15 protein-coding genes are annotated in these 12,636 nt (G+C 51.4%); 11 read left to right on the plus strand and 4 right to left on the minus strand.

Annotated features, from left to right (window positions below):
* The first annotated feature begins 152 nt into the window (after nt 1–152).
* The 4 genes from ACJJIK_RS20755 (at nt 153) to ACJJIK_RS20770 (ending at nt 3,258) form a co-directional block, all read left to right on the plus strand.
* Nucleotides 153–1,184, plus strand: coding sequence for an NAD(P)H-dependent glycerol-3-phosphate dehydrogenase (locus tag ACJJIK_RS20755; protein ID WP_444930119.1), 1,032 nt, complete (start codon nt 153–155; stop codon nt 1,182–1,184).
* Between the two features lie 13 nt (nt 1,185–1,197).
* Complete coding sequence (locus ACJJIK_RS20760; protein WP_444943728.1) at nt 1,198–1,680, plus strand: DUF4389 domain-containing protein; 483 nt, start codon at nt 1,198–1,200, stop codon at nt 1,678–1,680.
* A 122-nt stretch (nt 1,681–1,802) separates the two neighbouring features.
* The gene (gene sixA / locus ACJJIK_RS20765) at nt 1,803–2,255 is read left to right on the plus strand and encodes a phosphohistidine phosphatase SixA (RefSeq protein ID WP_444930121.1); all 453 of its coding nucleotides are present in this window, start codon (nt 1,803–1,805) and stop codon (nt 2,253–2,255) included.
* Complete coding sequence (locus ACJJIK_RS20770) at nt 2,215–3,258, plus strand: alpha/beta fold hydrolase (protein ID WP_444943729.1); 1,044 nt, start codon at nt 2,215–2,217, stop codon at nt 3,256–3,258. The genes sixA and ACJJIK_RS20770 overlap by 41 nt, the downstream gene beginning before the upstream one ends.
* Before the next feature lie 8 nt (nt 3,259–3,266).
* On the opposite strand, the gene ACJJIK_RS20775 is transcribed toward ACJJIK_RS20770, so the two are convergent.
* Both ACJJIK_RS20775 and folE read right to left on the minus strand, forming a co-directional pair.
* Entirely contained in the window at nt 3,267–3,611 is a 345-nt protein-coding gene (locus ACJJIK_RS20775) for a 5-carboxymethyl-2-hydroxymuconate Delta-isomerase (protein WP_444930123.1), read from the minus strand.
* A gap of 54 nt (nt 3,612–3,665) precedes the next feature.
* Nucleotides 3,666–4,208 (minus strand): GTP cyclohydrolase I FolE, encoded by a 543-nt coding sequence (folE, locus tag ACJJIK_RS20780; protein WP_444930124.1) that lies wholly within the window; start codon nt 4,206–4,208, stop codon nt 3,666–3,668.
* 392 nt (nt 4,209–4,600) lie between these two features.
* On the opposite strand from folE, the gene prmB reads away from it, so the two are divergent.
* Both prmB and aroC read left to right on the plus strand, forming a co-directional pair.
* The gene (prmB, locus tag ACJJIK_RS20785; protein ID WP_444930125.1) at nt 4,601–5,524 is read left to right on the plus strand and encodes a 50S ribosomal protein L3 N(5)-glutamine methyltransferase; all 924 of its coding nucleotides are present in this window, start codon (nt 4,601–4,603) and stop codon (nt 5,522–5,524) included.
* 173 nt (nt 5,525–5,697) lie between these two features.
* Nucleotides 5,698–6,774 carry a chorismate synthase gene (gene aroC, locus ACJJIK_RS20790; protein WP_444930126.1) on the plus strand — a complete coding sequence of 359 codons (1,077 nt, stop codon included), beginning with the start codon at nt 5,698–5,700 and terminating at the stop codon, nt 6,772–6,774.
* Between the two features lie 64 nt (nt 6,775–6,838).
* Here the strand turns inward: aroC and ACJJIK_RS20795 are convergent, their stop codons facing one another.
* Together ACJJIK_RS20795 and ACJJIK_RS20800 are read right to left on the minus strand one after the other, a co-directional pair.
* Nucleotides 6,839–7,171 carry a tyrosine-type recombinase/integrase gene (locus tag ACJJIK_RS20795; protein WP_444943730.1) on the minus strand — a complete coding sequence of 111 codons (333 nt, stop codon included), beginning with the start codon at nt 7,169–7,171 and terminating at the stop codon, nt 6,839–6,841.
* Between the two features lie 9 nt (nt 7,172–7,180).
* Nucleotides 7,181–7,918 (minus strand): integron integrase, encoded by a 738-nt coding sequence (locus ACJJIK_RS20800; protein WP_444943731.1) that lies wholly within the window; start codon nt 7,916–7,918, stop codon nt 7,181–7,183.
* A gap of 285 nt (nt 7,919–8,203) precedes the next feature.
* On the opposite strand from ACJJIK_RS20800, the gene ACJJIK_RS20805 reads away from it, so the two are divergent.
* The 5 genes from ACJJIK_RS20805 to ltrA all read left to right on the plus strand — a co-directional run bounded on the left by ACJJIK_RS20805 (nt 8,204) and on the right by ltrA (nt 12,487).
* Entirely contained in the window at nt 8,204–9,082 is an 879-nt protein-coding gene (locus ACJJIK_RS20805) for an acyl-CoA thioester hydrolase/BAAT C-terminal domain-containing protein (protein WP_444943732.1), read from the plus strand.
* Between the two features lie 121 nt (nt 9,083–9,203).
* Complete coding sequence (locus tag ACJJIK_RS20810; protein WP_444943733.1) at nt 9,204–9,593, plus strand: rhodanese-like domain-containing protein; 390 nt, start codon at nt 9,204–9,206, stop codon at nt 9,591–9,593.
* Nucleotides 9,594–9,697: 104 nt separating this feature from the next.
* Nucleotides 9,698–10,033, plus strand: a complete 336-nt coding sequence (locus ACJJIK_RS20815; protein ID WP_444943734.1) for a hypothetical protein — start codon at nt 9,698–9,700, stop codon at nt 10,031–10,033.
* Nucleotides 10,034–10,122: 89 nt separating this feature from the next.
* On the plus strand, nt 10,123–10,554 hold the full coding sequence (locus tag ACJJIK_RS20820) for a hypothetical protein (protein ID WP_444928592.1): 432 nt from the start codon (nt 10,123–10,125) through the stop codon (nt 10,552–10,554).
* 643 nt (nt 10,555–11,197) lie between these two features.
* On the plus strand, nt 11,198–12,487 hold the full coding sequence (gene ltrA, locus ACJJIK_RS20825; RefSeq protein WP_444943735.1) for a group II intron reverse transcriptase/maturase: 1,290 nt from the start codon (nt 11,198–11,200) through the stop codon (nt 12,485–12,487).
* Nucleotides 12,488–12,636 lie beyond the last annotated feature (149 nt).

A 12,636-nucleotide genomic window follows, 5' to 3' on the forward strand; every position in this document is an offset into this window, starting at 1 on the left:
TTATCGGTTGGTCAAGGCAGAGGGCCGTTTTTGTTATTTACTGTGCTGTTTCGCACAATTGGCAGAAGTTTAAAACAATTTGACCCCATTGGGCTCAGCGGGTCATAGCTCTATAATCCGCAAGTCTTATAAGTAGCTTTATCGGTGTGACAATGCAAAAAGAAACTTCCAACCCCCTCGCTATTGCCGTATTGGGCGGCGGCAGTTTCGGAACCGCAATTGCTAACATTGTGGCGGGCAACGGCCACGACACCCGCCAGTGGATGCGCAGTGCGGAGACAGCGGCTGAGTGTCGCAATACCCGAGAGAATCACAAGTACCTACCCGGCGTACCCCTGCACCCGGAATTACAGATTACCAGTGACCTGGAGCAGGCGCTCGACGGTTGCACTATCGTCTTCGTGGCGATTCCCAGTAAGTCTTTCCGCGAGGTGGTGAAAAAAGTGGCCCCACTGCTGGCGCCGGGCACTATGCTGATCTCCACCACTAAGGGAATCGAACACGACAGTTTCCACTTAATGAGCGATATCCTGCGCGAGGAAACCACCGGCATGCGGGTCGGGGTTTTGAGCGGACCGAATTTTGCTAAAGAAATTGTTGCGGGGCACTACACTGCAACGGTGGTCGCCAGTGAAGATGAATCGCTTTGCAAAGCGATTCAATCGGCACTGCACTCGGAGACTTTCCGGGTATATTCCAGTGGTGATGTATTTGGAGTGGAGCTTGCCGGCGCGCTGAAAAATATTTACGCGATCATCACCGGTATGGCAGCGGCGTTAGAGCGCGGGCAAAATACCATCAGCTTATTGATCACCCGCTCCCTGGCAGAAATGATGCGTTTTGCCGAGGCGATGGGCGCCGATCCCATGACGTTTATCGGCCTCGCCGGTGTCGGCGACTTGATTTTAACCTGCTCTTCAGACCTCAGCCGAAATTATCGGGTGGGCTATATGGTGGGCAAGGGCAAGCCGCTCGATCAGGCCATCGCAGAAATTGGTCAGGTGGCCGAAGGTGTGAATACCGTTCGTCTAATTAAGCAGAAAGCGGACGAAAAGGGTGTCTATATGCCCTTGGTTTCTGCGATTCACGCCATATTATTTGAACAGCGGCCGATTCCTGAGGTGATTCGTAATTTGATGTCGGGCGCACAAACTTTTGATGTGGCCTACTCGGCCAAGCCTTAAATGGAAGCCTCATATGAACAATGACAATCTAAAGCGCAATCTTACTTCCGGCAACCAGTGGGTGCGCCTTATCTATATGGTGCTGTTTGCGGTGTGCCTTCAGGTTGCCGCATGGCTACTGATGGCGGTAGTGATACTGCAATTCCTGTTTTCGATTATCAATGGGAAACCCAACGATAATCTGCGCCGCTTTGGCGATCAGCTCTCCTCCTACGTTTATCAGGCGATTCAGTTCCTGATTTACAACTCCGACGAAAAGCCTTTCCCGTTTTCCGAGTGGCCCGAATCCGACGTAGAGGATTTGTCTGGCTATGAGGGTGCGGAAGAAGTGTCTGCGGAAGTGGTTGCTGCGGAAACAATACGGGACAAGGAGCGGGCCGAAGATGAAGCCGAGGATGCTATTATCCTGGGCAACTCCGCAGCGGAGCAGCGGGAAAAGCCCGAGCTTGTCGAGGAGAGTGCCGACGACGCCGATAAGCCTGTCGACAAAAACTGATTCCTCCCCCAGCTGCTTGTTTATCCGGTGCCCGTGAGTGTGCCGGATAAATACCAGCGGCCCTCTCTACAAATATTCTACTGCTACTGATAGCGCAACGAGCCACTCCCTGAGGACGCCCCATGCAGCTGTTTATTTTACGCCACGGCAACGCCGAGCCCATGCTCGCCAATGATGCAGAGAGAGCCCTGACAGAGCGCGGGCGCAGGCAGGTTGCCCAGGTCTGCACAACGCGTGCCGGGGAGCTGGCGGCGGTAAAGGCAATTTGGGCCAGCCCGTATGTGCGCACCCAGGAAACCGCCGAGATTGTTGCCGCTCAACTGGGACTGCCGGTTATTAGCGAACCGCTGCTGATCGGCAATACCGATCCACAGCAGCTGCTCGATCACTTGCAGGCCCAGGATAGCTTTCCGCTTCTGCTGGTGAGCCACCAGCCACTGGTGGGCAGCTTGCTCAATGGCCTCTGTGGCAGCGGTAATCAGCACCCCATGGGCACCGCCAGTCTCGCCTGTGTCAGTGCCGAAGTGTGGGCCAATGGCTGTGCTGAGCTGGAGTGGTTGCAGCACGCAGAGTAACTTTTCCGCCTGTGCCTGCCCGCAAATCCCTATTGCACTGATCACAACTGTCATTGCAGATATTGCCGATGGGTCGCACCATTTCCCCACCTGTTTTAGTCATTGTCTGGTGGATAGCGCTTTGGCGACAAATCAAATGCCCCCCCGAGAGATCACTCTCGAGTTTGAACATAAATCGATTGCCGCGCGCCAGTGGGGCGACCCGGAGGGAGAGCCGGTCATCGCCCTGCACGGCTGGCTGGATAACTGCGCCAGTTTTGAGCGCCTGGCCCCCCTGTTAAGTGGAATTAATCTGGTGGCCGTGGATATGCCCGGCCACGGCCGCAGCTATCACCGTTCACTCGATGCCAACTACAACATCTGGGAAGAGGCGGAGGATATTCTGGGTGCGGTGCATGCGCTCGGCTGGCGCAAGTTTTCCATTCTGGCTCACTCACGCGGCGCTATTGCCGGGGTGATTACCGCCGGCGCCTTTCCCGACCGGGTAAAGCGCCTGGCACTGATCGATGGTCTGGTGCCCCCCTCCAGCGAGGATGAAAAAGCCCCGGAGAATCTCGCCAAGGCCATTGCCCAGCGGGCCCGTTACGCCGCGCGCAAGCTGCGGGTTTACAGCACCTTCGACGAAGCGGTAGAAGCGCGTAAAAACGGTATGTTTCCGCTGACCGAGTGGGCTGCACAGGTGCTGACCGAGCGGGGTACCCGCGCAGTGGAAGACGGCTATATGTGGAGTAACGACCCCCGCCTGATGGCGGCTTCTACTGCCAAGCTCAATGAGCCGCAGATCCGGGCTTACCTGTCCCGATTAAAGATGCCGGTGCAGCTGGTGCTCGCTGAAGGGGGGATCGCGGAGATGTTCGAGCGCTTGCGCCCAGTGCTGGAGGAGTTCCCCGCTATTAAGGCGCGGGAAATACCCGGCAGCCACCACCTGCACCTGGAGGAGAGCGGCGCCCGGGGGATAGCGGAGTGGTTCGGACCTTTCTTGCGCGGTGAAGCCGATAGCTAAGGCGGTGCTTAAAACGGCACCCGCTTGGAATAGCAGCTGGCATCCATCTCCCGCACCTCTACCGAGACTGCGGGAACACCCTCGGCAAACTGGCACAGGCTGTTAAAAACCGCAGAGCTGAGTTCCTCTCTCTCCCGCGTAGAGCGCCCTTCAAGCAGGCGGATCTCCGCGTGGATAAAACTACCGCCATTATCCCCGGCAATAAATTGATCGTAGGGTTTGGCACGGGTCTTAATTGTGTGGGAGGCGAATAACCCGGAACTGCGCATCGTCTCCTGGGCCGAACTGACCAGTGCCGCGACAGAAATCTTCTCTTCCAGATTTTTCGCATACTCAATGATCAGGTGAGGCATAGCATTTACTCCTCGGTCAAAGCGGCCCTGGCGGCCGCTAGACGGCGGTGGCGTTTACTGGCGCAGCAGGGAGAGGAACTCGTTGCGGGTGGCCTGATTGCTGCGGAAAGTACCGAGCATAGACGAGGTCTTCATAATCGAGTTCTGTTTTTCCACGCCGCGCATCATCATGCACATATGCTTGGCTTCGATGATCACACCGACACCGGCGGCACCGGTAACCTTTTGCAGGGTCTCGGCGATCTCTACGGTCAGCTGTTCCTGAATTTGCAGGCGGCGCGCAAACATATCGACAATGCGCGCTACCTTGGACAGGCCGACGACCTTGCCATTGGGAATATAGGCTACGTGGGCGCGACCGATAAACGGCAGCAGGTGGTGCTCGCACAGGGAGTAGAGCTCGATATCTTTTACCAGTACCATCTCGCTGCAATCGGACGGGAAGAGCGCGTCGTTGACTACATCTTCCACGGTCTGTTTATAGCCGCGTGTCAGGTATTCCATGGCTTTGGCGGCGCGCTCCGGGGTGTCTTTGAGCCCAGGGCGTTGCGGATCTTCGCCGATTGCTTCAATAATTCGCGCGTAATGTTCGTTCATGCTGCTCTTTCCAACATCTCAGCCCCAAGGGCGGGTGCGCTACCCTAAGCGTTTGTAACCCGAGAGTAAAGATCCGTGCGGACCCTGGGGGCTGTCGGAGTTCATTTAATGGCCGTTGTCGGGGTATTTTTCCGCTGAGGAAACAGTGGTGCAGTGCAATCACTCCGTATAAATGATTGCTCGGGATACAAGCGATGGGGAGTAGCACTGGGCAATAAAATGGCCCTGGGATTGCGGCGATACAATCACCACACAGCGTTACTCGTCGCTTATTGGCGGCAACCAAACTACACTCCTCGGGCATTGCCTGGCACTTCGATAGCCACAACAGAGGCCATCATATAAGTGACAATAGACTCTGACGAGATACATAGTACTTAAGGATAGATTCGATGATAGAAAGGCGTGAATCCAGCCTCCACGAGCTGACCACGGTTTTGGACTATATCCGCTGGGGGACCAGCCGATTCAATGAGGCCGATCTCTACTACGGTCACGGCACTGACAATGCCTGGGACGAGGCTGTGTTATTGGTAACTCACGCCCTGCATCTACCCCCCTACAGCAAGCCGGAGATACTCCAGGCCCGCCTGACCATGGAGGAGCGCCGCGATGTGCTCACTATCTTGGAGCGGCGCTTTACCGAGCGGGTACCGGCGGCCTATCTGACCCGGGAAGCGCACTTCTGCGATATGACTTTTTATGTGGATGAGCGCGTACTGGTGCCCCGCTCGCCGATTGGCGAGATGATTCGCCACAATTTCCAGCCCTGGCTCAATGTGGAACCCCTGGCGATTCTGGATCTCTGCTGCGGCAGCGGTTGTATCGGTATCGCCTGTGCCGAGGCCTTTCCGGAAGCGCGGATTGATGTGAGCGATATTTCCGCAGACGCGATCGAAGTGGCGCAGATCAATATCAATCGCCACGGTTTGAACGAACGCGCACGCGCGGTGCAATCGGACCTCTTTGCCGGCCTCCAGGGGATGAGTTACGAATTGATCGTGTGCAATCCGCCCTATGTGGATGCCCGCGATTTAGCGGAAATGCCCAAGGAGTACCACGCAGAACCGGATATCGCCCTGGGTTCCGGTAGTGACGGCCTCGACTTTACCCGCCGCCTGCTGCGCGAAGCCGCCAACCACTTGCAGCCAGAGGGCCTGCTGATCTGCGAAGTGGGCAATAGTTGGGAAGCCCTGGAGCAGGCTTTCCCGGAAGTGCCGTTTATGTGGCCGGAGTTTGAAGATGGCGGCCACGGTGTGTTCGCCATCAGCCGGGAAGAACTGCTCGCCTATCAATCCTACTTCGATAAGGAGTAATTCCTTTTGCCTCCCCGGCAATCTCGATTGCCGGGATAGGGGCGCAAGCCCGGTTGTGCGGACACTTGTGCTTTTTCCCTCAGCTGGCGCACCGGGGCGGGCAGATCATTTATAATGCTCGCCCCTTTTGGGGCTCATCCCGTTTTACCACCTACTAGTTGGAAAAGTCGTCTATGTCGGGCAATACCTTTGGTAAGCTGTTTTGTGTCACCACTTTTGGCGAGAGCCACGGCCCCGCGCTCGGTTGTATCGTCGATGGATGCCCCCCGGGCCTGGAGATCAGTGAAGAGGAAATCCAGCGGGAGCTGGACCGCCGCAAGCCCGGTACTTCTCGCTATACCACCCAGCGTCGTGAACCGGATCAGGTAAAAATACTCTCCGGTGTGTTCGAGGGAAAAACCACCGGCACACCCATTGGCCTGTTAATTGAAAATACCGACCAGCGCTCCAAGGACTACAGCAATATTGCCGAGCAGGTAAGGCCGGCGCACGCGGATTTCACCTACTGGCAGAAATACGGTATTCGCGACTACCGTGGGGGTGGCCGCTCTTCCGCCCGTGAAACCGCTATGCGGGTCGCCGCCGGGGCCATTGCCAAAAAGTGGCTGAAGCAAACATACGGTATTGAAGTGCGCGGCTACCTCTCCCAGTTGGGCCCGATCAAGGTACAGAAATTGGATTGGGAGCAAGTGGAACAAAACCCCTTTTTCTGCCCGGACGCGGAGCGGGTTCCTGAAATGGAAACCTATATGCAGGCGTTGATCAAAGAGGGGAACTCCATCGGTGCGCGTATCTCTGTACACGCCAGCGGCGTTCCCGCCGGACTGGGCGAACCGATCTTCGACCGCCTGGATGCAGATTTGGCCCACGGCCTGATGAGTATTAATGCGGTAAAAGGTGTGGAGATTGGTGCGGGCTTTGACTCCGTGGAACAGAAGGGCACCGAGCACCGGGATGAAATTACTCCGCAAGAGGGATTTCTATCAAATAATGCCGGCGGCATTTTAGGGGGGATTTCCAGTGGCCAGGATATTATTGCCCATATCGCCCTGAAGCCGACTTCCAGCCTGCGTATCCCTGGCCGCAGTGTCGATCGCTCCGGCAACCCCATTGAAGTGGTAACCAAAGGCCGCCACGATCCCTGTGTTGGTATTCGGGCAACGCCAATCGCCGAAGCGATGATGGCCCTAGTCCTGATCGATCACGCCCTGCGCCAGCGCGCGCAAAATGGTGATGTCACTCCGGGATAACTCGACCGATATTTATATTTTTTATTGGGATACCGGCGCAAGCTGGTATCCGATCCCCCCACTGCTAAGGCGCGGCCAATAAGCTAAGCCCCAGCACCTCCCCTATCTTGCTCTCTACAAAATAGTTAGCTTCAGTCTCTTCAATTTTATTTATGTTGCGCAGACGATCTGAGGGGCTTAAAACGCCTTTATCTCCCCGATTTACGACATGAGTATAAATTTCGGTAGTGCTTATATCCGAATGCCCAAGCAGCTCCTGAGTTGTACGCAAGTCATAACCCGCTTCGAGCAAGTGGGTCGCAAAGCTATGGCGAAATGCATGGCAGCGTGCCGGTTTGTTGATTCCCGCCTTTCTTACGGCGTTACTTACTTGGCGCGTCAATGTGGATGAGTGCATATGGTGCCTTCAATATATGCCGGAGCGGGGACATTGACTGATAGAGTTAGCGGGAAACAAGTATTGCCAGGCCAGCTGTTTGGCGGCATTGGGGTATTTTCGATCGAGGGCATCTGGTAGATAAACTGAGCCGTAACCGGCGAGTAAATCCTGCTGGTGAAGAAGAGATACGTGCTTGACTTGACGCTGTATATCTTCAGCTATCCCTTTCGGCAGAAGGGTAGTGCGATCCTTATTCCCCTTCCCGCCACGGACAAAAATATTGTTGCTGCTAAAGTCCACATCCTTTATTCGGAGAGACAGTAGTTCGGCACTGCGAAGCCCTGAGCCATACATCAACTCAATTTGCAATCTGAAAAGGCCCTGTAAATGACTGAGAACTGCGAACACTTCCTCGCGGCTATAAACAACAGGCAGCCGCCGCTGCCTCTTGGCAAGCTTAAAATCCAAATCTGGGATTTCCCTGTCTAAGAACTGTTTGTAGAGATAGACAATGGCATTCAATGCCACTCTTTGCGTATTGGTTGCGCAGAGCCCCTGAACAGCAAGGTAGGTAAGAAACGCCTCAACCTCAGCGGCCCCCATATCGGCAGGGTGCTTCAAGCGATGAAAGTGGATAAATCGCTTTATCCAATGGGTGTAAGTCTGTTCCGTTCGGTACGATAGTCCCTGTTTGCGAATATGCTGGCGCAAGATATCCATAAAACGTTCTGGTTTAGCGGGCAGCTTAGGGCGAATATCATCCATGACACTTTCTCATACTGTTTTTATATACAGTATTTGCTGTTTCCCTATGCTGTCAATATCGGAGATCAAAAGCAGCTGCACATATCCACATCAATATAGGCGCTAACTTATTGATTTTTAACGATTTATGTTTTTGATCAAAAGGAGCAAAATAACAAGATATGGTGCAGCTGCAATATATCCACTTGGGTGTTTTTATGTTAGGGCTGGCTAACTCACTGATTTGTATGTGTTTTTTGGGTTTTGGTGAATTCTTACTCCTGGGATATATTGGCAGGTGATATAATGCAGCTGCTTTTGAATACACTGTTAGCACTACAAAGGAAAATTATGCGTATTAAATCAACTTGTCTTTTTATCTTTTTTTGTTTCTTAGTCAATCAAGCAAATGCGAAAGATTATGAATACATTGTAAAAAAGGTAAATTATAAAAATCTCGTTGCAAATCTTTATCTCCCTGTAACCGATAAAAAGGTTCCCGTGGTTATCGCTATTGGTGGTTCTGAAGGAGGCATCAGCACGGGCGATTCAAATGGAAAAATGATTGCGCCACATGGTATTGCGGTGTTAGGTCTTGCTTTTTTTAAAGAAGATGGCATATCGAAAACACTGGATCATATTCCATTGGAATATACCTTTAATGCAATAGACTATTTAGAAACAGTTCCAGAAATTGATTCGTCAAGAATTGGATTTGTCAGTGGTTCAAGAGGCTCAGAGTTATCTTTTTTAGTTGCATCTCATGATAAACGAATAAAATCTTTAGCTGTAACCACGCCAAGTAAAGTCGCTTGGTATGGTATGACAACGGCAAGTTCAGCTTGGACGTTAAACGGAAAAGATGTTCCTGCACTAAGTTTAGAACTTGATAAAGATGCTCCCCTATTAGACAGGTTTATAGCAGCATTAAAAAACGAGGAAAATGTTAAGAAGGCTATGTTTGCCTTTGAAAAAATCAATGGTCCAATTTTACTTATTTCTGCGGAAAAAGATCATATATGGCCTTCAACGAAAATGTCTAATGATATTGTTAACTACCTGAAAGAACATCACTTCAAGTATTCTGTCGTTCATCATTCCTATCCAACGGGTCACGGTTTCAGTCAAGAAACTGCACCAGAAATTAGGCAGTCGATAATTGATCATTTTTTGCATACGTTGTAGTGCTAACAAGTTGCTAAATTTCGTTCGTAAACTCACTGGGAAAATTACTGCTGGCCGTTCCGGCCAATACGCAGTATTTTCCCATTAGCAAAGCGTTATGTGTAAAACCAAGAGTAAAGTGATGGATCAAATCGATTTCTATAAAACAAAACTAAATTACGAAACCGACTCATGGGATCTTGGCGAGGCAATTAATAATAGAGAGAGCGTAATTGTTATTGATGCTCGGGCAGAAAGTTCTTATGAAGATGAGCATATCCCTACAGCAATAAACATTCCCTATAGAACCATGAGCCATGAGACAACATCAAATCTTGATAAGTCCAAGCTTTATGTCACTTACTGCGATGGTATCGGCTGCAACGCATCCACAAAAGGCGCTCTAAAAATGGCAGAATTAGGCTTTGAGGTTAAAGAGCTACTGGGCGGCCTGGATTGGTGGCGCAAAGATGGCTATGAAACCAACGGTATGAATGCGAGTGAAGGCAAAAAAATCGCATGTGGCTGCTAACTACACATAACCAATTGCGGCACAATCGCCGCTACGCGGCTGGACAACCAAACCTACGGTTTGTCTGCCCGTGCGCAAGGCGTTAGAGTTACAAGGAGTCAGGAATGAGGGTGATTTTTTGTTTACTTTTGTTATCAATTTGTACTTATACGATAGGAGAGGAACGAAAAGGTATTAGTTGCCCTCCTTTGCCTACCGATTATGTTGGTGAGGCAGAACCAGAAGTTGAAGCTCAACTTCATATATTGCGTGCATTATTATTTGAAGAAACTTCTTGGTGTGTACTTTATCCTGAACGTATTTCTTGGTCAGAAGGCTACAAAGATTTTGCCAAATCTGGTGAGCAGGTATGGGAAATCAAAGTCGGGAAAGATAATTTTAAGTTGGTTAAGCACGTGTACTTCAATCCCAATACTAAAAAAGTGCTGGTTCGCGAGTGAAAGGTAACCCTAACAATTACAGCCAGCAGGACAAACCTACGCTTTGCTTCGGTTTGCCTCTGCTGTAGGCGTTAAGTATTAAGGTGGCTATGGAATATAGTATTGAGAAAATCGAGAAAGCGCTGCTGGAATATTTTGAAATAAACAGGCAAGGCCTATCAGATAAGAAAATAAAGCTCATAGATATAGGGGTGTTTCCTTGGCACGCTAAAGTGGAAATATCTTTTTACGAGTCAGGTGATAATGCTGCCACCGATGACATTGCAGCATGGGGCCTTTATGACTATGCGAACATGTATGAGGGCGGCTGGGACTCTGGTTTGGAAGTTGCTAAAGATCTCGAAAGTGAATGGAAAAAAGATAATGATATTCTACCTTTCCTTTTTGATTTTTCGAGTGCAGTAACCTCAGCTGAGGTTAGGGCTGTTATTCAAAAACTCAATCTCGAGTCAGGCTTTTATGTACAGATATTAGATCCTGATTCTAGTGATTTTGAGAATTACTGCGAATGGTGGGCGTAGACATACTTAACAAATCAATGAACTTCGCGCCTTCAGCGCCGGACAGCTTACACTACGCTTCGCTTCGTTCCAGCTGCCGGTTATTGAGGCGTTAGTGCGTCAAGCTAAGCTTGATGCTTCTTGCAGGGTGGAAGTCCCTGTCGGGTAGGGCCTAACCAGCCACCCGTATCGAGTGTTGCGCGTAGGGCGGAGCAGAAGGAAAAAAAAATATACTCATTTTTTTTCTCACTGTGAACAAACTATGTGAAGCGTACACAGAGAATTCTATAGGCCATAGGGGTTATCGTGACCCTGAAGTGCTGGTATCGCTCCGATAATAAAGTGAGCTCCGATCGACGAGATGTGTAACGCCATCGAAGTCCAGGCAAAGCAACCGCATTGGTGAGGTTGTGGCGGATCGGCGGGGTTATCAAGCCGTGGCATGTAGAAAGAGAGGTATTGAGAACTTGAGAGATCCGAGCAGGTTCCTGAAGGAACAGGTAGGGAAGTTAAGCCTAATGGTGAAACCAACGAAGACCACTCGGAAGTCGGATCAGCTCATAGTAGTCCGAGAGCGGGAAAGCCGCTTACATGGCGAAGGGGCTGACAGTAATATCGGTGTGCAACAGAAACATAGTCCGGACAAAGTAGGGCTGGAGACACTATGACAACCGCCTTGCACGCCATCGCATTTAAAGCACAGAGCCACCCCGCGCACAGGTTTCAGAATTTATACGGACTGCTAAATTCCAACCTGCTGTATCAAAGCTGGGGCCAGCTCAACAAGCAGGCCCGCCCCGGTATCGATGGAGTAACAACCGAAGCTTACCGGCAAGGTCTGCCACAAAATATCCAATGCCTACATCAACGGCTGTGTGACAAGCGCTACCGTACCCAGGCGATTAAGCGGGTATTGATTCCCAAAGGCAACGGCAAGCAGCGCCCACTGGGGCTGCCTACGGTGGAAGACAAACTGGTGCAGCAGAGCGTAGCGCAGCTACTGCAAAGTATCTGGGAGCAGGATTTTCTGCCCTTTAGCTACGGCTACCGCCCCAGGAAAAGCGCCCACCAAGCCGTACATAGCCTTGGCTTAAACCTGCAATTCAAAGGCTACGGCTACATCGTTGAAGCCGATATTAAAGGCTTCTTCGATCAGCTGGATCACGACTGGTTACTGCGCATGCTAGCCCTTCGTATCGACGACAAAGCCCTGCTGACACTGATTAAACAGTGGCTTAAGGTGCGCGTGCAAACTCCAGATGGTAAGTTTAGTAAAGCGGCAGCAGGCACCCCGCAAGGTGGCGTGATCAGTCCGGTACTGGCGAACATCTATCTGCACTACGTCCTGGATTTGTGGTTCGAGAAGAAGGTTAAGCCGCGTATGCGTGGCAGAGCCATGCTAATCCGGTACGCCGATGATTATGTAGCGGCTTTCCAATTGAAAACGGATGCAGAGCGCTTTTACCGGGTACTACCGCAACGGCTGAACAAGTTTGGCCTGCAGTTAGCCCCCGAGAAAACGCACCTGAAGCGCTTTAGCCGCTTCCATCCGGGCCGAAAACGGCAGTTCCAATTTCTGGGTTTTGAGTTCTACTGGAGCCTGGACGTCAACAAACGTCCCAGGCTCAGGCGCCGGACTGCCGCAAAGAAACAGAAGGGCACAATGGAAGCACTCTACCACTGGATCAAAGCCAAGCGCAGTGAGCGTCTGAGAGAATGGCTGCCCACACTGAAGCGCAAGCTACAAGGCTTCCAGAACTACTTCGGTCTGCCAGACAACAGTCGAAGCTTGTCCCGTTTGTACAGCTATGTTCTACACAGTATGCACAAATGGCTCAATCGACGGAGTCAGCGCAAGAGTTACAACTGGAACAGTCTAAAGGAAATGCTGGGATATTTTGGGCTAAAGCCACCGCGAGTATACAAACGCAGTATACTTGTGGACTGGTATTAGGGTTCGTGCTTTACACGAGCGAATATATTATTGAAGAGCCGGATGCGGTAGTTCCGCACGTCCGGATCTGCGTGGGGGCAGTTAGGGTAACCGGCTGTCCTACCACTACTAAGTCATAGGAAATATCGTGCTTCAATGGGATGAAACAG

The organism is Microbulbifer regidiadema (SeqCode), from assembly GCF_052466995.1.

Bases quoted from the DNA above. Each gene is read 5' to 3' on its own strand.
- ACJJIK_RS20760 (WP_444943728.1), top strand. From the start codon at position 1,198: ATGAACAATGACAATCTAAAGCGCAATCTTACTTCCGGCAACCAGTGG.
- sixA (WP_444930121.1), top strand. From the start codon at position 1,803: ATGCAGCTGTTTATTTTACGCCACGGCAACGCCGAGCCCATGCTCGCC.
- ACJJIK_RS20820 (WP_444928592.1), top strand. From the start codon at position 10,123: ATGGAATATAGTATTGAGAAAATCGAGAAAGCGCTGCTGGAATATTTT.
- ACJJIK_RS20800 (WP_444943731.1), bottom strand. From the start codon at position 7,918: ATGGATGATATTCGCCCTAAGCTGCCCGCTAAACCAGAACGTTTTATG.
- prmB (WP_444930125.1), top strand. From the start codon at position 4,601: ATGATAGAAAGGCGTGAATCCAGCCTCCACGAGCTGACCACGGTTTTG.
- ACJJIK_RS20755 (WP_444930119.1), top strand. From the start codon at position 153: ATGCAAAAAGAAACTTCCAACCCCCTCGCTATTGCCGTATTGGGCGGC.
- ltrA (WP_444943735.1), top strand. From the start codon at position 11,198: ATGACAACCGCCTTGCACGCCATCGCATTTAAAGCACAGAGCCACCCC.
- folE (WP_444930124.1), bottom strand. From the start codon at position 4,208: ATGAACGAACATTACGCGCGAATTATTGAAGCAATCGGCGAAGATCCG.
- aroC (WP_444930126.1), top strand. From the start codon at position 5,698: ATGTCGGGCAATACCTTTGGTAAGCTGTTTTGTGTCACCACTTTTGGC.
- ACJJIK_RS20795 (WP_444943730.1), bottom strand. From the start codon at position 7,171: ATGCACTCATCCACATTGACGCGCCAAGTAAGTAACGCCGTAAGAAAG.
- ACJJIK_RS20770 (WP_444943729.1), top strand. From the start codon at position 2,215: ATGGCTGTGCTGAGCTGGAGTGGTTGCAGCACGCAGAGTAACTTTTCC.
- ACJJIK_RS20775 (WP_444930123.1), bottom strand. From the start codon at position 3,611: ATGCCTCACCTGATCATTGAGTATGCGAAAAATCTGGAAGAGAAGATT.
- ACJJIK_RS20805 (WP_444943732.1), top strand. From the start codon at position 8,204: ATGCAGCTGCTTTTGAATACACTGTTAGCACTACAAAGGAAAATTATG.
- ACJJIK_RS20810 (WP_444943733.1), top strand. From the start codon at position 9,204: ATGGATCAAATCGATTTCTATAAAACAAAACTAAATTACGAAACCGAC.
- ACJJIK_RS20815 (WP_444943734.1), top strand. From the start codon at position 9,698: ATGAGGGTGATTTTTTGTTTACTTTTGTTATCAATTTGTACTTATACG.